Annotated in this window: 14 protein-coding genes and 2 pseudogenes; 12 read left to right on the top strand and 4 right to left on the bottom strand. The window is 57.9% G+C overall.

All coding sequences use genetic code 11. The annotated features are described in order from the left end of the window. Positions 1-50: 50 nt before the first annotated feature. The 5 genes from L977_RS18605 to L977_RS18585 all read left to right on the top strand — a co-directional run bounded on the left by L977_RS18605 (position 51) and on the right by L977_RS18585 (position 5,627). Complete coding sequence (locus L977_RS18605) at positions 51-626, top strand: hypothetical protein (protein ID WP_230278590.1); 576 nt, start codon at positions 51-53, stop codon at positions 624-626. A gap of 115 nt (positions 627-741) precedes the next feature. Continuing rightward, positions 742-1,296, top strand: coding sequence for a fimbrial protein (locus tag L977_RS18600; RefSeq protein ID WP_045281639.1), 555 nt, complete (start codon positions 742-744; stop codon positions 1,294-1,296). Between the two features lie 57 nt (positions 1,297-1,353). Next, the gene (locus tag L977_RS18595) at positions 1,354-2,034 is read left to right on the top strand and encodes a fimbrial biogenesis chaperone (RefSeq protein ID WP_047626530.1); all 681 of its coding nucleotides are present in this window, start codon (positions 1,354-1,356) and stop codon (positions 2,032-2,034) included. Positions 2,035-2,206: 172 nt separating this feature from the next. Beyond that, entirely contained in the window at positions 2,207-4,570 is a 2,364-nt protein-coding gene (locus L977_RS18590; protein WP_047626529.1) for a fimbria/pilus outer membrane usher protein, read from the top strand. 73 nt (positions 4,571-4,643) lie between these two features. Next, positions 4,644-5,627: a fimbrial protein gene (locus tag L977_RS18585; RefSeq protein WP_228484879.1), complete on the top strand. Its 984-nt coding sequence runs from the start codon at positions 4,644-4,646 to the stop codon at positions 5,625-5,627. Positions 5,628-5,732: 105 nt separating this feature from the next. On the opposite strand, the pseudogene L977_RS24350 reads toward L977_RS18585, so the two are convergent. Together L977_RS24350 and L977_RS24585 are read right to left on the bottom strand one after the other, a co-directional pair. Further along, a pseudogene (locus L977_RS24350) lies at positions 5,733-6,051 on the bottom strand (methionine synthase); the annotation flags it as partial. Positions 6,052-6,069: 18 nt separating this feature from the next. Further along, positions 6,070-6,199: pseudogene (locus tag L977_RS24585) on the bottom strand (putative oxygenase MesX); the annotation flags it as partial. Positions 6,200-6,355: 156 nt separating this feature from the next. Between L977_RS24585 and L977_RS18580 the strand changes: the two are divergent. Genes L977_RS18580 through L977_RS18565 form a run of 4 tightly spaced genes read left to right on the top strand, consistent with a single transcriptional unit; the run spans position 6,356 to position 9,766 of the window. Next, the gene (locus tag L977_RS18580; protein ID WP_047626528.1) at positions 6,356-7,267 is read left to right on the top strand and encodes a metal ABC transporter substrate-binding protein; all 912 of its coding nucleotides are present in this window, start codon (positions 6,356-6,358) and stop codon (positions 7,265-7,267) included. Between the two features lie 2 nt (positions 7,268-7,269). Further along, entirely contained in the window at positions 7,270-8,076 is an 807-nt protein-coding gene (gene sitB, locus L977_RS18575) for an iron/manganese ABC transporter ATP-binding protein SitB (RefSeq protein ID WP_047626527.1), read from the top strand. Continuing rightward, complete coding sequence (gene sitC, locus L977_RS18570; protein WP_047626526.1) at positions 8,073-8,930, top strand: iron/manganese ABC transporter permease subunit SitC; 858 nt, start codon at positions 8,073-8,075, stop codon at positions 8,928-8,930. The genes sitB and sitC overlap by 4 nt, the downstream gene beginning before the upstream one ends. After that, the gene (locus L977_RS18565) at positions 8,927-9,766 is read left to right on the top strand and encodes a metal ABC transporter permease (RefSeq protein WP_023338157.1); all 840 of its coding nucleotides are present in this window, start codon (positions 8,927-8,929) and stop codon (positions 9,764-9,766) included. The genes sitC and L977_RS18565 overlap by 4 nt, the downstream gene beginning before the upstream one ends. Here the strand turns inward: L977_RS18565 and entD are convergent. Beyond that, a complete protein-coding gene (gene entD / locus L977_RS18560) occupies positions 9,720-10,394 on the bottom strand; it encodes an enterobactin synthase subunit EntD (protein ID WP_047626524.1) in 675 nt (224 codons plus the stop codon). The genes L977_RS18565 and entD overlap by 47 nt on opposite strands. A 59-nt stretch (positions 10,395-10,453) precedes the next feature. Beyond that, entirely contained in the window at positions 10,454-12,694 is a 2,241-nt protein-coding gene (locus L977_RS18555) for a TonB-dependent siderophore receptor (protein WP_047626522.1), read from the bottom strand. A gap of 145 nt (positions 12,695-12,839) precedes the next feature. On the opposite strand from L977_RS18555, the gene fes reads away from it, so the two are divergent. The 3 genes from fes to entF are packed head-to-tail and all read left to right on the top strand — an operon-like array spanning position 12,840 to position 18,113. Next, positions 12,840-14,036, top strand: coding sequence for an enterochelin esterase (gene fes, locus L977_RS18550; protein WP_047626521.1), 1,197 nt, complete (start codon positions 12,840-12,842; stop codon positions 14,034-14,036). A 10-nt stretch (positions 14,037-14,046) separates the two neighbouring features. Next, on the top strand, positions 14,047-14,259 hold the full coding sequence (locus tag L977_RS18545) for an MbtH family protein (protein WP_047344421.1): 213 nt from the start codon (positions 14,047-14,049) through the stop codon (positions 14,257-14,259). Then, positions 14,256-18,113, top strand: a complete 3,858-nt coding sequence (entF, locus tag L977_RS18540) for an enterobactin non-ribosomal peptide synthetase EntF (protein WP_047626518.1) — start codon at positions 14,256-14,258, stop codon at positions 18,111-18,113. Before L977_RS18545 ends, entF begins: the two co-directional genes overlap by 4 nt. Positions 18,114-18,156: the final 43 nt, after the last annotated feature.

Genomic DNA, 18,156 nt, shown 5'->3' with positions numbered 1-18,156 from the left:
ACCTCCTTCACATTGACGATGATAAATTTCATAAGGAATGAGTTTTGACGGTGCTATTAGTTTTTTCAAGAAACTTTGCCATGAGGCAGGCAATTAAAACATTGAACTCAGCCAATAGAGAAATATTTTATTTTGACAATCGGCTGGAGTTCTTAGTAAGCGCGACCATTCTGGATAAATCTTACATTCTCATCGATACAATAGGAGAAAGTAGCGAGAATATCCGATGGCTCTATTATCGCCTTGCGGCGAGGGGATTAATGCGCCTTACCTATTTTATTGCGCCAGAGAACAATGCGGAGAACGGCTTTTTAAAATTCTTCCGCCTTGTTACTACGCTTAAGGATCTCAAGCAGCTGTGCGAGCGCGCCTCTAAACATCGGGCGAATGAAAACCCCTGCGTATTAAAAGACGTGCTGTATCAGAGGCTGTCGACGCGACTGTCGGACGACCATTTGAACTTTCTCCTGAAAATTTATGATAAATCGACGAGCCAGTGCCGAATTAAAAATAAATACGAAATTAACAAAAATTACTATGTTAGAAGTCGACTGGCGTTAGGCAATGGTCTGGAGATGAAACAACTTATTTTACTTTTATCATCGCAAAGCCTGAGATGCTCATAACGATATAACGTCTATTTATTGGCTTAAACGAACATAAATTTAGCGGTCCAGTTCCGCTCTTCCTGCGCAACAGTGAACGTTGCGCAGATACCTTCAATCCTAAGGATATATAGCTATGCAAATGAAGTTAAACAGTGTCATTCGAAATATGGTTATGGCAGCAGCCGTTTCTGGAATAACCTTTGCCGCCAGTGCAGCCGATGGACAGATCAACTTTACAGGCACCATTCTGGATTCTGCCTGTACGATTGATACCAATACGGCGAACCAGACCGTTAACCTTGGTAAAATTCCAAAGAGCTCGTTCAACGCGGCCGGGGCCGTTGCTGCCGCAACCCGCTTTAGCATTGTGTTGAATAACTGCCCTGCGGCCGTCACCTCTGCCTCCGTTAAGTTTGACGGCACGGCGGACAGCAGCGACACCAATATTCTTGCGCTGAACAGCGGTCAAACGGCTAAAGGCGTCGGTGTGGCGTTCTATGAAGAAGATGGCATCACCGCAATCCCGCTGGCGACCCAGTCTAAGAGCATCACGCTTGACACCAGCACAGGCGAAGATCCTGCTAACAGCAACAAAATGACCTTCGTGGCAAAATATAAGGCAACGCAGGCTGCCGTGGTTGCGGGTACGGCAAACGCAACGTCAGATTTTACCATTACCTATCAGTAATAAGCCGGGCGTACCTAGGGTACGCCCCATTTTTTCCTGCTGGAATATCGGGGAAGTATGATGAGTCAACTTATTCGAACGATTGTATTATTAGGCACTTGCCTACTCTCCCTGCCGGGCCAGGCCAGCATAACCGTTGGCGGAACGCGCTTAATTTATAATGGAGCTGAAAACGAAGCCTCACTCCCTGTGAGTAACAGTAAGGATGCTGTCCCCTATTTAATTCAGTCATGGATTGAATTAAGCGAAAACTCGAAGGAGCAGGTTCCTTTTATCGTCACGCCACCGATGTTCCGCCTCGACGGTGGTCATGAAAATACGCTGCGGGTCATTTATACCGGCGAGACGTCGCTGCCTGAAAACCGAGAGTCTGTATTTTGGCTTAACGTAAAATCAATTCCCTCAATGACCCGGTCAGATGAGAACAGGCTGCTTATTGCCGTTAAGACGCGCATGAAGCTTTTCTACCGGCCTGCGGCCCTGGCGTCGGAAAATGCGGGTGAGGCATGGACGCGATTGACGTTTGAACCGCGCGGCGAACGCCTGGTGATTAATAATCCGACGCCGTTCTACGTTTCTCTTTATTCATTAACGGTTGGCAATAAAACGATCGCGCCGCCGCCAATGATTTCCCCCTTGAGTTCCGTAACGGTCGCCGGCAGTGGAAAGCAGGTGGCGTGGAAAGCCATAAATGATTTTGGTGGCGTAACGACAGAAAAGCGCCAGATGCTGAAATAAAAAATATTAACAACACGCTATGTCACTCGCGCAGGTAAGCAAAGTGAATATTGTTTCTTATTCCCGATATGGTTTTTTCTCTGGCTCGTGGCCTCACCGCGTAAGTCGACTCTCGACGATAGCGCTTTTTATTTCGGGCGTTTTTCCCGCGGGCGCGGGCGAACTCTATTTTATGGCTGATGCGCTTGAAAAAATACACTCGACTTCCCAGGGCATCGATCTGGGCCGCTTCGAGCGCGGAGAGCAGTTACCCGGCACCTACAGGGTAGAAATTTGGCTTAATGAAAATTATATCCGAACGGAAAATATCTCTTTTGTTCCTGTAAACGGCATCGGGCTGGCGCCGGAACTTAACCGCAGAGAGCTTGAGTCGCTCGGCGTCAGGGTTAAAGCATTTCCTGAATTAGCCATGCTGCCGGTCGAGACGATTATTACCGACCCCGGCGCATTCATACCGGACGCTACCGCCCGGCTGGATTTTGACAGGCAGAGGCTGGACATCTCTATCCCGCAATCGGCGCTCAACGCGCGCGCGCGCGGCACCGTTGATCCGTCGCTCTGGAACCAGGGCATTTCTGCGCTGCTGGTCAATTACAGCATCAACGGGTCGCGCAGCTGGAGCCGGGACGGTGAGACGCAGGATCAGCTTTATACCAACCTGCAAAGCGGTATTAACGCGGGGCCGTGGCGCCTGCGCAACTACAGCACCGTGACCAAGAACAACGGGAAACAGTCGTTTTCGTCGCTGAATACGACCCTGAGCCGCGACGTCCAGTTTTTGAGGGGGCAGTTCCAGGTGGGGGAAACCAGTACCCCGGGCGACGTGTTTGACAGCGTGATGTTTCGCGGTGCGCAGATTTTTTCTGATGACACCATGCTGCCGGAGAGCATGCGCGGCTTCGCTCCTGTCATTCGAGGGATCGCCCGCACCAACGCCACGGTCACCGTGAAGCAAAACGGCTACACGGTTTATCAAACTTACGTGGCGCCCGGCAGCTTTGAAATTCGCGATCTCTATCCTACCTCGGCGAGCGGCGATCTGGACATTGTCGTCACCGAAGCCGACGGCAGCGTCCAGCATTTCGTGCAGCCATTCTCTGCGGTTCCCGTCATGCTGCGGGAAGGCCGCGTGAAGTATGCGCTGAGCGCAGGGGAGTATCGAACAACGAAGCATGGCGCGGAAACCCCCTCATTTGGGCTGGGCACGCTGGCCTATGGCCTCTCCAATCATCTCACGCTGTACGGTGGCGTTTTGGGGGCGAGCAACTATGCGTCTGGCGTGCTCGGTACGGGTCTCAGCTTTGGCGACATTGGCTCGCTGTCGGCTGACGTTACTGTTGCCGACAGCCAGCTTGATGATGAGAAAAAACGCCGCAGCCGCGGGCAGTCCTATCGCGTGCAGTATTCGAAAACGGTGGCCACGACCGCTACCACCGTGACGCTCGCCAGCTATCGCTACTCTACGGAAGGGTTTTATACCTTCCAGGAAGTGAATGAATTTAGCAGCCAGCGCTACAACAAGCGAAGCCGACTGCAGCTCAACCTCAGCCAGTCGCTGCAGAGCTGGGGAAACTTTTATATTTCGGCCTATCAGCAGGACTACTGGAGCAAGCGAGGCTATGAGCGCAACGTCAGCACCGGCTTTAACACCAGTATCAGCGACATCAACTACTCGCTCGGCTACACCTACAGTGAAACGTCGGGCAAAAACCGTAAGGACCAGATTCTGGCCTTTAGCCTGCAGGTGCCGCTGAGCAAATGGCTACCGCAAAGCTGGGCCAGCTACAGCGTGAATATGCAAAAGAACGGTCCTGAAACGCATCAGGTGGGGCTGAGCGGCACCGCGCTTGCCGATAACAACCTGAGCTACCTGGTCCAGCAGGGCTATACCTCGTCGGGCGGGGAGTCGAGAAGCGCCGTGAGTGGAACCTATAAGGGCGGCTACGGCACCGTGAGCGCGGGTTACAACCATAGCCGACAGAATAGCCAGCTGAACTTCGGCCTGCAGGGGGGGATCGTGGGTCATGAACACGGCGTGACCTTCTCGCAGCCGCTGGGAGATACCGTTGTGCTGCTGGAGGCGCAGGGCGCGCCCGGCGTAAGGGTACGCAACAACCCCGGCGTTAGAACGGACTGGCGCGGCTACGCGGTGGTGCCCTATGCCAGCGCCTACCAGGAAAACCGGATTGCGATAGACACCGGCTCGCTGGGACCGGACGTGGATGTGGCCGAATCCGTGGTCAATGTTGTGCCGACGCGCGGTGCCGTGGTGCGCGCCACATTCAACGCGCGAACGGGGTACAGGGCCTTGATAACGCTCCTGTATCAAAACTCGCCGGTGCCCTTTGGCGCAATGGTAAAGCTTAACGAAAGCGACACGATGAGCATTGTGGGAAGCGATGGCGAGGTTTATATGAGCGGCCTGAATGATGGGGACACTATCACTGTAAGGTGGGGGGCGAAAACCTGCCGCGCCAAAATAACCTTGAACGCCTTACCGGGGAAAATTCAGCGTACCACCGCGGCATGCCGTTAAATTTCTCATGGCCTCGATGCGCATGATGACTTTGGCGAGAGAAGGCCTAAGCCTCACCTAAATGAAGGAACATATGATGTCTACCGTAATGAAAATCGCGACGGCTGCAGTGGGAAGCGCTATATCTCTGAATGCTTTTGCGCTGTGTTCTGCAAACGACGTCGCGGTGAACGTAGATCGGAATATTGTCGTTCAGCGGGATGCGCCCGTTGGAACGGTTTTAGCGACGATAACCACCGTTAACCCCATGACGTGCGATCCTGAGGGCCAGCAAATTGGATATGATGGCTCGTGGTTTATTCAGCTCTCGGGGACGAATGCGGATTATGGCGCCTCGCCGCTGGCCAACGTGCGGGCGACGGAGGTTCCGGGCATCGGCATCCGCTGGAAGAACTTTTCCAGCACCACGCAAAGCAGCGAGTTTGTCACCCGGATGAATCTCAATAATGCGAGCTGGAGGCGAGGGATCCTCCAGAATGGTGTATCAACGTTCACGGATACCTTCGAGCTGATTAAAACCAGCACTACCCCCGCGACGGGCTCAATACCGGCGCTGACGCTAAATATGGAATACAGCACGCCGGTCAGTAATAATATTAAACGCCTGCCGCTTTATAAATATATCTTTTCGCCGATGAACATCAGCACTGCATCCTGTCAGATTCAGGATAAAAATTTGAATATCAATATGGGGATTGCGCTGTTGCCGAAGTTTAACGGCGTGGGCAGCACCCAGAATCCGGTAACGTTTTCCATCCCGCTTATTTGTGGTGAACAGACCGCGGTGAATGTAACGCTGGATAACGTCAGCCCGCTTGCCGATGCTGCCAACGGCGTCCTGGGGTTAAACAGTAGCTCGACGGCAAAAGGCCTGGGCATTCAGCTGAAATATAATGATGCGCCGGTACAGTTCGGCAAGTTAATTAAATACGGCACGACCACCTCGCCGGGGGAGGTGGTGAATATTCCCTTCAAGGCCGCGTATTACATGACTTCAGCGAATGCGCGGTCAGGCTCGGTGAGCGCCACGGCGTCCTTCACCCTGACCTACCGCTAGCACATTATTCGCGGCGATAAGCGAAAGGGGGCCATCTGGCCCCCTTTACCCCTGTCTGAACGTTGTGCTTATTTCCCCAGCAGCTCCCTGCGCACAATTTCTGCCCCCGCGCTCAGCGTGGCCAGCTTGCCGCGCGTTCCAGTCGCTCACCTCGTCAAAGAAGACGTTAAACGCGGTTCGTCGAACTGGATAATGTCCACGCCCGCCGCCTCAAGCTCTTTCGCCTCCTGGTTAAGGATGCGGGCAAACTCCCAGGCCAGCCTTTCGCATCTTCAACGAAGACCGGCTTCAGGCGCGATAGCGCACCTACCACCGCCGGCACGCTCGCGTCATAGCGATTGCGGATTTTCACCACTTCGCGCTTCTCAAAATCCACGCCGTTCAGGTGTTCAATAAAGGGGGGGGCGAAGTGCTGGCGCGTCCTGCTGGTATTCAGCGCCTAACGCAGGTTTTGCTGACGGCTTTCTCCGCGCGCTAAATTCGCAAAGTTGGTGGTAATACGCGTTTTTTGAAGGGGTTATAGTCTCATCGAAACGAATGCTTTTTAAGGTGAAGACAAAAGGTTTTGTCATCGTAAAGGGCGGGGCGGCGGCACAAGTTTCGCGCAGCGTCACCCGTCGCGCCAAAATCAATAATGATAACTATTTTCATTTGATTATAGCCTGTGCTATACAATATAGCTAAGGCTAATTTCGGTATATTTTTAACCACTTCAGGAGAGTTCTGCGATGTACCTACTGCAAGGATTGAAGCGTCTGTTGTTCAGCTCGCTGCTACTGACCGCGGCCACCACGGGCGCGCAGGCGGCTGAAAAATTCCAGGTCATCACGACCTTTACCGTTATCGCTGATATGGCGAAAAACGTGGCGGGGGACGCCGCAGAAGTCACTTCCATCACCAAACCGGGCGCTGAAATCCATGAGTATCAGCCGACGCCCGGCGACATCAAGCGCGCCCAGAAGGCGCAGCTGATCCTGGCCAACGGCATGAACCTTGAGCTGTGGTTCCAGCGGTTTTATCAGCATCTGAACGGCGTGCCGGAAGTGATTGTCACCAAAGGCATTACGCCGATGGGGATCGGGGAAGGGCCGTATAACGGCAAACCCAACCCGCACGCGTGGATGTCTCCGGATAACGCCCTGATTTACGTCGATAACATTCGTGACGCGTTGGTGAAGTACGACCCGGCGAATGCGCAGACCTATCAGCGCAACGCTGAAGCCTATAAGCAGAAGATCACCGCTACCCTCGAACCGCTGCGTAAGCAGGTTGCGGAGATCCCGGAAGATAAACGCTGGATGGTCACCAGTGAAGGGGCGTTCTCCTATCTGGCGCGGGATCTGGGCCTGAAAGAGCTTTACCTGTGGCCGATCAACGCCGATCAGCAGGGCACGCCTCAGCAGGTGCGCAAGGTTATCGATCTGGTGAAAAAACATCGCATTCCGGCGGTGTTCAGCGAAAGTACCGTCTCCGATAAACCCGCGCGCCAGGTGGCACGGGAAACCGATACCCATTACGGCGGCGTGCTGTATGTCGACTCCCTGAGCGCAGAAAACGGCCCGGTGCCGACCTATATCGATCTGTTGAACGTCACGACCCGCACGCTGGTGCAGGGCATCCGTGACGGCATGAAGGAGTAACCATGCAGAAGGGGATTGTCGTAACCGATTTGACCGTGACCTACCGTAACGGTCATACCGCATTGCGTGATGCCTCGTTCAGCGTGCCGGGCGGTTCGATTGCCGCACTGGTCGGCGTGAACGGTTCCGGCAAATCTACGCTGTTTAAGGCGGTGATGGGCTTTGTACGGGCGGCAAGCGGCACGATCACTATTCTGGGATTACCGCCTCACCGGGCGCTCCGTCAGAACCTGGTCGCCTACGTGCCGCAGTCGGAAGAGGTTGACTGGTCGTTCCCGGTGCTGGTGGAAGACGTGGTGATGATGGGCCGCTACGGACATATGGGTTTTTTGCGTCGGCCAAAAGCGCTGGATCGGCAGATCGTCACCGACGCTCTGAAACGGGTGGATATGCTTGAGCTGCGCCATCGGCAGATTGGCGAGCTCTCCGGCGGGCAAAAGAAACGCGTGTTTCTGGCGCGGGCGATTGCCCAGCAGGGCGAGGTGATCCTGCTCGACGAGCCGTTTACCGGCGTGGACGTTAAAACTGAAGCCAGAATTATCATCCTGCTGCGGGAACTGCGCGATGAGGGCAAAACCATGCTGGTATCGACCCACAATTTAGGCTCCGTCTCCGAGTTTTGCGATTACACGGTCATGGTCAAAGGTACCGTGCTGGCAAGCGGCCCGACGGAAACCACCTTTACCGCCGAAAATCTGGAGCGCGCCTTCAGCGGCGTGCTGCGCCACGTGGTGCTCAGCGGCTCTGAAGATCGCATTATTACCGACGATGAACGCCCCTTCGTGACGCACCGTCAGGAGGTAAAATGAGCGTATTTCTGGAACCCTTCGGCTACGAGTACATGCTAAACGCGATGTGGGTTTCGGCGATGGTGGGCGGGCTGTGCGCGTTTCTCTCGTGCTATCTGATGCTAAAAGGCTGGTCGCTGATTGGCGATGCGCTCTCGCACTCCATCGTACCGGGCGTGGCGGGAGCCTACATGCTCGGGCTGCCGTTTTCGCTGGGGGCGTTCCTGTCGGGCGGGCTGGCGGCGGGCAGCATGCTGTTTCTCAACCAGCGCAGCCGCCTGAAAGAGGACGCCATCATCGGGCTGATCTTCTCCTCCTTTTTCGGTCTGGGGCTGTTTATGGTCTCACTCAACCCGACCTCGGTGAATATTCAGACTATCGTCCTCGGGAATATCCTCGCCATTGCCCCGGAAGACATCGTCCAGCTGGCGATTATCGGCGTGGTGTCGATGCTTGTTCTGCTGTTCAAATGGAAAGATTTGATGGTGACCTTTTTTGATGAGAACCACGCCCGCGCCATCGGTCTGCGTCCTGAACGTCTGAAGATCCTGTTCTTTACCCTGCTGGCGGTTTCCACCGTGGCTGCGCTGCAAACCGTCGGCGCATTTCTGGTGATCTGTCTGGTGGTCACGCCCGGCGCGACCGCGTGGCTACTGACCGATCGCTTCCCGCGACTGCTGATGATTGCCGTCGCCATGGGTAGCATTACCAGCTTCCTTGGCGCATGGGCGAGCTATTATCTCGACGGCGCGACCGGCGGCATTATCGTGGTCGCCCAGACGCTGCTGTTCCTGCTGGCGTTCGTCTTTGCGCCGAAGCACGGGCTGCTCGCCAGCCGCCGCCGGGCGCGTCAGGCGCAGGAGGTCCACCCATGATCGCGCTGCTCCTTGAACCCTTCCAGTTTGCGTTTATGAACAACGCGCTGCTGATTTCACTCCTGGTCGCCGTGCCCTGCGCGCTGCTGTCGGTTTTTCTGGTGCTCAAGGGCTGGGCGCTGATGGGCGACGCCATGAGCCATGCGGTGTTTCCCGGCGTCGTGCTGGCCTGGATGATGGGGCTGCCGCTGGCGCTGGGCGCATTCATTGCCGGTCTGTTCTGCGCGGTCGCCACCGGATACCTGAAAGACAATAGCCGCATCAAGCAGGATACGGTTATGGGGATCGTCTTTTCCGGCATGTTCGGTGCCGGGTTGATCCTCTACATCGCCGTCAAACCCGAGGTGCATCTCGACCATATTCTGTTCGGCGATATGCTGGGTATTAACGGGATGGACATTCTGCAAAGCGGGATTGTGGCGGGGCTGATTGCGCTGGTGATTGGCCTGAAGTGGCGGGACTTTTTGCTGTTCTGCTTTGATTATCAGCAGGCGCAGGCGAGCGGGTTGCGCACTCGCTGGCTGCACTATGGATTACTGTGCATGGTTTCGCTGACTATCGTGGCGACGCTGAAAGCGGTGGGGATTATTCTGTCGATTTCGTTGCTCATTGCGCCCGGCGCGGTGGCGGTGCTGATCACCCGGCGCTTCCACATGGCGCTGCTGGTGGCGGTAGCCGTTTCCGCGCTCGTGTCCGTAAGCGGCGTCTATGCGTCGTTTTATCTCGACAGCGCGCCTGCCCCGACCATCGTCGTGCTGTTCGCGGTCGTGTTTATCGTGACGTTTGTGGTCACCAGCGTGAAGGCCCGTCGACAGGAGAGTGTGACAGCAGGGTGATCGCCTGTTCGCCGTGCTGTTGCCAGTGAACGGTAAAGGCGGTGCCTTCGGGATAGCCCGCGCGCTGGCAGGTCAATGCCAGCGTAAGCGTCTTATCGACGAGCTGCGTGACGCGGGCGCTGTCAAAACCCATCCAGGCCTGCACCTGCGGAAAGAGGGCTTTGAACAGGCTCTCTTTGGCGCTAAACACCAGCGTCAGGGCGAGGGTGAACGAGTAACCCGAGCGGGAAAGGACACTCTCTTCCTGCGCATCAATAATGCCGTCTTTGATTTCCCGGGCTTCGTTTTCGGGGAGGATCGTTTCGCAATCAATGCCGATAAGCGCAGGGTGTTCGCGCATAACGACAGCCATGGCCTGTGTGCCGCTGTGGGTGATGCTGCCGGAAAACCCCTGTGGCCAGCGCGGTTCCCCGCTGGGGCCGATGCCGGGTACGGTGTGGTCCGGTAAGGCATGCGCCGCGGCGATGCGCCCGGCAAGATGCTCGGCTTTGCGTTTGCGTCCGGCGTTTGAAAGCTCTGCGTGATGGGGAAGCCAGAGGAGATCGGCGTCGGTAAAAGTGGTGGGGTCGAAGGTGACGCGGTGAACGGTGCGATCGGCGAGAATGAACGTGCTGTGGGTTGTGTGCATGGTTTCCCCTCACCCTGACCCTCTCCCCGGAGGGGAGAGGGAAGGTTTACTTCAGTGCCTTAAAAATGCGTATTCACACTCATATACCACGTGCGACCCGGCTCATTATACGTATACGCTCCCGCACCGTACATATACGCGCCGGTGGTGGCATTCCCCGTGGTCTGGGCATTACCCGCACGCCACTGGCGCTTGTCGAAGACGTTGTCCACGCCGCCGGTCAGGCTGACGTTTTTGGTCACGTCCCAGGTCGCGCTCAGGCCAACGATGCTGTACGGGCTAACTTCGTCTTTCTCAGACCCGCTCACCGGTTCACCCTTGTAGTTGTACTTCTTCGGCTGCTGCTTGCCGTACCAGGTGAAGGTCGACTGCAGCGACACATCCTGATGCACCTGCCAGCTCAGGGTCGAGTTTAGCGTGTACTCCGGAATGATCGACAGACGGTCGCCGGTCTCCTTGTTCTTACTCTGCAGCATGTAAGTGATGTTATTGGTCCAGTTGATCGTGTCGCTGACCGGCACGTTCAGGGAGCCTTCCAGCCCTTCCACCACCGCTTTCGGGACGTTTTCCCACTGGTAAATATCCGTCTGCACCTTACCGGAAGAGGTGTGGCCAATTGGCGCATAGCCCGCTTCAATCTTGTCGCGGTAGTCGTTGCGGAACCAGGTCACGCCCGCCAGCCAGCCGTCGCGTTTCCACTCCAGACCGATCTCTTTGTTGATGCTGGTTTCGGCTTTCAGATCGTCGTTGCCCATCATGTAGCAGCCGACGCCGTCGCCGCTTGCGTAGCAACCCTGGCCTTTACTGTAGAGCAGATAGTTCGGGTTGGTCTGATACAGGCTTGGCGCTTTGTAAGCCCGCGCAATACCCATCTTCAGCGTGAAGTCATCTCCCAGACCTTGCGACAGGTTAAGTGACGGGCTCCAGTTATTGCCGACGATGGTGTGGTGATCGAAGCGCAGGGCAGGGGTCAGCATGGTGCTGTCGGTCAGCTCCATGTTGTTCTCCGCAAACAGGGAGAAAATCTCCGCCGAGGTGTACGGACTACGGTCGTTGCTCATGCCCGGAATGGTGCCGCCCTGCTGGGTTTGCGTGAAGGAGGTTGAATCCTTCATGCGCTGCTGGTTCCACTCGGTGCCCAGGGTCAGATTCTGGTTAACGAGGAAATCAATCGGCAGATTGATTTCGCTGTGCAGCATCACGTCGGCCAGATCGGTGTCGGTGAATTTATCGCTGTTAAACAGACCTTCCGTCCCACCAGCCAGCCCTTCGCCCAGACGGGAGTTGCGCGTGTGTTCGTACTGCGCCCAGTTGCTGGTGGTAATGCCGTTATCCCAGCCGCCGTTCCAGGTCACCGCGAAGTTCTGGCGATAAATACGGTTGGTTTCTTTGCCGTAGTTTTTCTTCACCAGCGCGTTGTCGTTATTGGTGTTCTGCGTGTCGCCCGCATAAAGGTTGTTCTGGCGGCTATAGCCTGCTTCAAACTCCAGAGACTGCATGGGCGCGAAGTCCCAGCGCACGACGCCGTTGATGTCTTTGTTCTCTACACCTTCACGACCTGCGGGCAGGGTGTTGGCGTAGGCGCCGGTACGGTCAGACTGATGGCCCTGGTTGATGTCCCACGCGTCGGCCTGGGTTTTGTCCAGGTTACCGAACATGCGGAAGCTGAAATCGCCGCCCAGCGGGCCGCTCAGGCTGAAGTTGGTGCGCTTAGTGGAACCTTCGTCTTTATGTTCCGGCGCATTCAGGTAGGTGTTCCAGGAGCCGTGCCACTGGTCGTCGAATTTTTTGGTGATGATGTTGACCACGCCACCTGCCGCGCCGTTGCCGTAGCGGGCGGCCGCCGGACCACGGATCACTTCGATGCGCTCGATCATCTCCGGCGGTACCCAGCCGGTATCGCCCCGCGTATCACGCTCGCCGCGCCAGCCCAGACGGATGGAGTTACGGCTGGTAACCGGTTTACCGTCGATCAGGATCAGGGTGTTTTCCGGGCCCATGCCGCGGATATCAATCTGACGGTTATTTCCGCGCTGGCCGCTGGTGGAGTTACCGGTGAGGTTCACGCCCGGCATGGTGCGGATGATTTCCGACACGTCGCGCGCGGGCGGGTTTTTACGGATCTCATCGGCGGTGATGGTCGACACGCCCGGCGCCTGCAAATTTTGCTCGGCGGCGGTGATCACCATCGTGTCTTCGTGCTGCGCGGAGGCGGTGTTGTCGTCTGCCATGGCGGGCAGCGCGACGCCATAAATCCCTAAATTGACCAGCAAGGCCAGAGAGTGAATCTTCTTATTCATTGTACGTCCCGCTTTTATGGTTATTCATGAACGCGCTTCCCACAGCGCGGGCATTACGCTATTGCAAATGCAAATAGTTATCAATAATATTATCAATAAAATTTGTCCTGAAACAAAAAAGACTGTTAAACATGAGGTTATAAGGGTGACGGCGTTAACAACGGGCAGTGAAGCGTGGTGGCAGTCGAAAAGCGGGCCTGACTTGAAACCTGAAAAAGGTAAATTTCGCGTCACGTTCTGGTGGCGCGATCCGAACGGAACGCAGACGTCGTCACCGATTAAACACGTCTGGCTCAATATCACCGGCGTGACCGATCACCATCAAAATGCCCGCCCGCAGTCCCTCAAACGCATCCCGGATACCGACGTCTGGCAGTGGGAGGGAGAGTTCAGTCCCGCGTGGCGGGGGAGCTACTGTTTTATCCCTTCCGTGAATGAAAACGATTTTGCCGACGCGGTGTTTGAAGGCGAGAGTCCGGACCGTATGGCGCTGCGCGAAGGCTGGGGTAAACTGCTGCCGCACGCGGTTTCCGACCCGCTTAACCCGCAGAGCTGGCGCGGTGGTCGCGGTCATGCCGTTTCGGCGCTTGAAATGCCGGGCGCACCCGTTCAGCCAGGCTGGGATCGTCCTGATACGCCCCACCACGCGCCGGTCTGCATTGATTGGGAAAGCGCACGCCTGAAAAACCGCCGCCGAGTCTGGATTTTTACCACCGGGGAGGAAAACCCCGAGCGCCCGCTGGCGGTGCTGCTTGATGGCCAGTTCTGGGCCGAAAGCATGCCCGTCTGGCCCGCGCTGGCCGCGCTTACCCGTGAAGGCAAACTGCCCCCGGCGGTCTATGTCTTAATTGATGTGATTGATACCGCACACCGCAGCCGCGAGCTGCCCTGCAACCCCGATTTCTGGCTGGCGGTACAGGAAGAACTCCTCCCACAGATACAACGCATTGCCCCCTTCAGCGACCGCGCCGACCGTACCGTGGCGGCGGGTCAGAGCTTCGGCGGCCTTTCCTCCCTTTATGCGGGCCTCAACTGGCCGCAGCGCTTTGGCTGCGTGCTCAGTCAGTCCGGTTCCTACTGGTGGCCGCACCGCGGCGCACAGCAGGAGGGGCTACTCATCGGGCAGCTTAAAGCGGGTGAAAAAACCGCACGCGGACTGCGCATCGTCCTTGAGGCCGGGCGCAACGAACCGCTTATCTTCCGCGTGAATCAGGCGATTTACGCCGAATTGCACGCGCAGCAGGTTTACTGGCGTCAGATTGACGGCGGACACGACGCGCTTTGCTGGCGCGGTGGGCTGACGCAGGGGCTGATGACCCTCTGGCAGCCGCTTATTCAATAACGGAGTCTGTATGGAATTCAGCAATCCTTTCGATAATCCGCAGGGACAGTTTGTCATTTTGCAAAACGACCAGGGGCAGTACAGCCTGTGGCCGCAGCAGTGCGAATTGCCCGCGGGCTGGCGCGTGGTATGCGAAGCGCAGTCTCAGGACGTGTGCCAGCAGTGGCTGGCGGAACACTGGCAGACGCTTGAGCCGTCGTATTTTGCGGGGGAAAACGCATGAGCCGTCTTCCGCTTGTCGCCGCCCAGCCGGGTATCTGGATGGCGGAGCAGTTGTCCGCGCTGCCAAATGCCTGGAGCGTGGCGCACTACACTGAGCTAAAGGGCGATATCGACGCGCCGTTGCTGGCAAAAGCCATTGCTGAAGGCATGATGCAGGCCGATACCCTGCGGATGCGTTTTGCCGAAGATAACGGTGAGGTGTGGCAGTGGGTGGATGAAACCGTCATGCTGCCGGAACCGTCCATCGTTCGCGTGGACTCTCATGATGCCGCCGTGGCGCTGATGGAAGCCGATCTCAACCAGAACCTGCGCGTCGACAGCGGTCAACCGCTGGCGTTTCATCTGCTGATTCAGGTGGGGGAAGAACGCTGGTACTGGTATCAGCGTTATCATCACTTAGTGGTGGATGGCTTCAGTTTCCCGGCGATTACCCGCCAGATTGCCGCCATTTATGCCGCATGGAAAAAGGGCGACCCCACGCCACCTTCTCCTTTTTCACCCTTCGCCGAGGTGGTGGAAGAGTATCAGCGCTATCGTGAAAGCGAGGTGTATGCACGCGACGGTGACTTCTGGGCAGCGCAGCGCAGAAAGCTTCCTCCTCCGGTCTCTCTTTCTTCCGTGCCGCTGCCAGGGCGCGCCGCGACAACTGACATCCTGCGCCTGAAAATCGTCGCCGACAGCAGCGCGTTTAGCCAGCTTGCGCAGGCTGCAGGGCAGGTTCAGCGTACCGATCTGGCGCTTGCGCTGGTCGCGCTGTGGCTGGGCCGTTTGACCGGGCGTCTGGACTACGCCGCCGGGTTTATCTTTATGCGCCGCATGGGCTCCGTCGCGCTGACCGCAACCGGACCGGTGCTCAACGTCCTGCCGCTGGCGGTGAATATCGATCCACAGGAGAGCCTGCCTGGGCTGGCGCTGCGTCTGGCGAGCCAGCTGAAAAAAATGCGCCGCCATCAGCGCTACGACGCGGAGCAAATTCTCCGCGACAGCGGTAAGGCGGCGGGTGATGAAGCCCTGTTTGGCCCGGTGCTGAACGTTAAGATGTTCGATTATCAACTGGAACTCGACGGCGTAGAGGCCATCACCCACACGCTGGCGACCGGACCGGTGAACGATCTCGAGCTGGCCTTGTTCCCGGACGAGCGGGGCGGATTAAGCATTGAAATTCTCGCCAGCAAACAGCGTTACGATGAAACAACGCTGAAGGGCCACGTCGCGCGCCTGAACGCGATGCTGGTGCAGTTTGCCGCTAACCCGGACCTGCGCTGTGGGGAAGTGGAAACCGTGTCAGAGCAAGAGTACGCGCAGCTTGCGCGCATCAATGACACCGGGCTGGCGCTACCCTCCACCACGCTCGCGGAGCTGGTGGCGGAACAGGCGAGCAGGACGCCGGACGCCCCCGCGCTGGCGGATGCGCACATCGAGCTGAACTACCGCCAGATGCGCGAGCAGGTGGTCGCGCTGGCAAACCTGCTGCGTGCGCGCGGCGTGAAGCCGGGCGACAGCGTGGCGGTGGCCCTCCCGCGTTCGGTATTCCTGACGCTGGCCCTGCACGGCATTGTGGAAGCCGGCGCCGCGTGGTTACCGCTGGACACCGGTTACCCGGACGACCGCCTGCGGATGATGCTGGAGGACGCAAAGCCGTCCCTGCTGATTACCACCGATGAGCAGCTTCCGCGCTTTAGCGAACTGCCCATAGCTTCGTTTAGTTACAACATGCTTTTGCCTGCTGCGGGTACTGAGCCTCTGCGCGTGGCGAAACCGGAGCAGACGGCGTACATCATTTTTACCTCGGGTTCAACCGGGCGTCCGAAAGGGGTGATGGTTGGGCATACCGCCATCGTTAACCGCCTGAAGTGGATGCAGAACCACTACCCGCTGACAGCGAATGACGTGGTGGCGCAGAAAACGCCGTGCAGCTTTGACGTCTCGGTCTGGGAGTTCTGGTGGCCGTTTATCGCCGGGGCGAAGCTGGTGATGGCCGAGCCGGACGCGCACCGGGACCCGCAGGCGATGCAGAGCTTCTTCGCCCGGTATGGCGTCACGACGACCCACTTTGTGCCGTCGATGCTGGCGGCGTTTGTCGCCTCGCTGACGCCGGAAAACGTCGACTGCTGCAGGACGCTTAAGCAGGTGTTCTGCAGCGGCGAAGCGCTGCCGACCGGGCTGTGCCGCGAGTGGCAACAGCTCACCCGTGCGCCGCTGCACAACCTCTACGGCCCGACCGAAGCGGCAGTGGACGTGAGCTGGTATCCGGCGTTTGGCCCTGAGCTGGCGGCCGTTGAAGGCAATAGCGTGCCGATTGGTTTCCCGGTGTGGAACACGGGGCTGCGCATTCTGGATGCACTGATGCGCCCGGTGCCGTTCGGCGTGGCGGGGGATCTGTATCTCACCGGCATTCAGCTGGCGCAGGGATATCTGGGGCGTCCGGATCTCACCGCCAGCCGCTTTATCGCCGACCCGTTCGCGCCGGGCGAGCGGATGTATCGCACCGGTGACGTCGCCCGCTGGCTGGATAACGGGGCGGTAGAATATCTGGGCCGCAGCGATGATCAGCTAAAAATTCGCGGCCAGCGTATTGAGCTGGGCGAAATCGACCGGGCGATGCTGTCGCTGCCGGACGTGGCGCAGGCCGTGGCGCATGCCTGCGTGTTCAACCAGGCGGCGGCAACGGGGGGTGATGCCCGCCAGCTGGTGGGATACGTTGTCTCCGAATCCGGTTTACCGCTGGATCGCGATGCGCTGCTGGAATCGCTTAAGGCGCAGCTTCCGCCGCATATGGTGCCGGTGGTGCTGCTGCAACTCAGCGCGCTGCCGCTCAGCGCGAACGGCAAACTCGACCGCAAGGCGCTGCCGCTGCCGGAGTTGACCAGCAAAACCACCGGACGCGCGCCGGAAACGGACACCGAAATCGGCGTGGCGCAGGCGTTTGCCGCGCTGCTGGGTTGCGAGGTGAACGATATCGAAGCCGACTTCTTTGCCCTCGGCGGCCACTCGCTGCTGGCGATGCGGCTGGCGGCGCAGCTCAGCCGCACGTTCGCCCGCAAGATCACGCCGGGGCAGATTATGGTCGCCTCGACGGTGAGCAAGCTCAGTGCGCTGCTGGACTTAAAAATGAACGACGAGCAGGCGCAGCGTCTGGGGCATGAAGCCGTTCTGCCGCTGCGTGAAAGCCATGGCCCGACGCTGTTCTGCTTCCATCCGGCGTCCGGTTTTGCCTGGCAGTTCAGCGTGCTGGCGCGCCACCTCAGCCCGCGCTGGTCTATCACCGGCATTCAGTCTCCCCGACCGGAAGGGCCGATGCAGCAGTGTGCGGATCTGGATGGGGTGATTGATCATCACCTGAATACGCTGCGTAAGCAGCAGCCGCAGGGGCCGTATTATTTGTTCGGCTATTCCCTCGGCGGCACGCTGGCGCAGGGGATTGCCGCTCGTTTGCGCGCGCAGGGTGAAGAGGTGGCGTTCCTTGGCCTGCTGGATACCTGGCCACCGGAAACCCAGAACTGGGCGGAGAAAGAGGCCAACGGCCTCGACCCGGCAGTGCTGGCGGAAATTGAGCGCGAGCGGCAGGCGTTTATCGCTGCGCAGCAGGGGCAGGGCAGCAGTGAACTGTTTGGCGCCATCGAGGGCAACTACGCCGATGCGGTGCGCCTGCTCACCACGGCGCACAGCGCGCGGTTTGACGGCAAAGCGACGCTGTTTGTCGCCGAGCGCACGCGCACGATGGATCCGCAGGTCGCCTGGGCACCGTGGGTGGCGGAGCTTGAGGTGCATAGCCAGGATTGCGCCCACGTGGATATCATTTCGCCGCAGGCGTTTGAGAAGATTGGGCCGGTGTTGAGGGAAATGTTGGGATAGTGCAAATGCCCGGTGGCGCTGTGCTTACCGGGCCTACGGGAGC

It is taken from the genome of Enterobacter sp. ZOR0014, assembly GCF_000798855.1.
Classification (GTDB): Bacteria; Pseudomonadota; Gammaproteobacteria; order Enterobacterales; family Enterobacteriaceae; genus Enterobacter; species Enterobacter kobei.
This window is presented reverse-complemented; position numbering and strand designations above follow the sequence as displayed.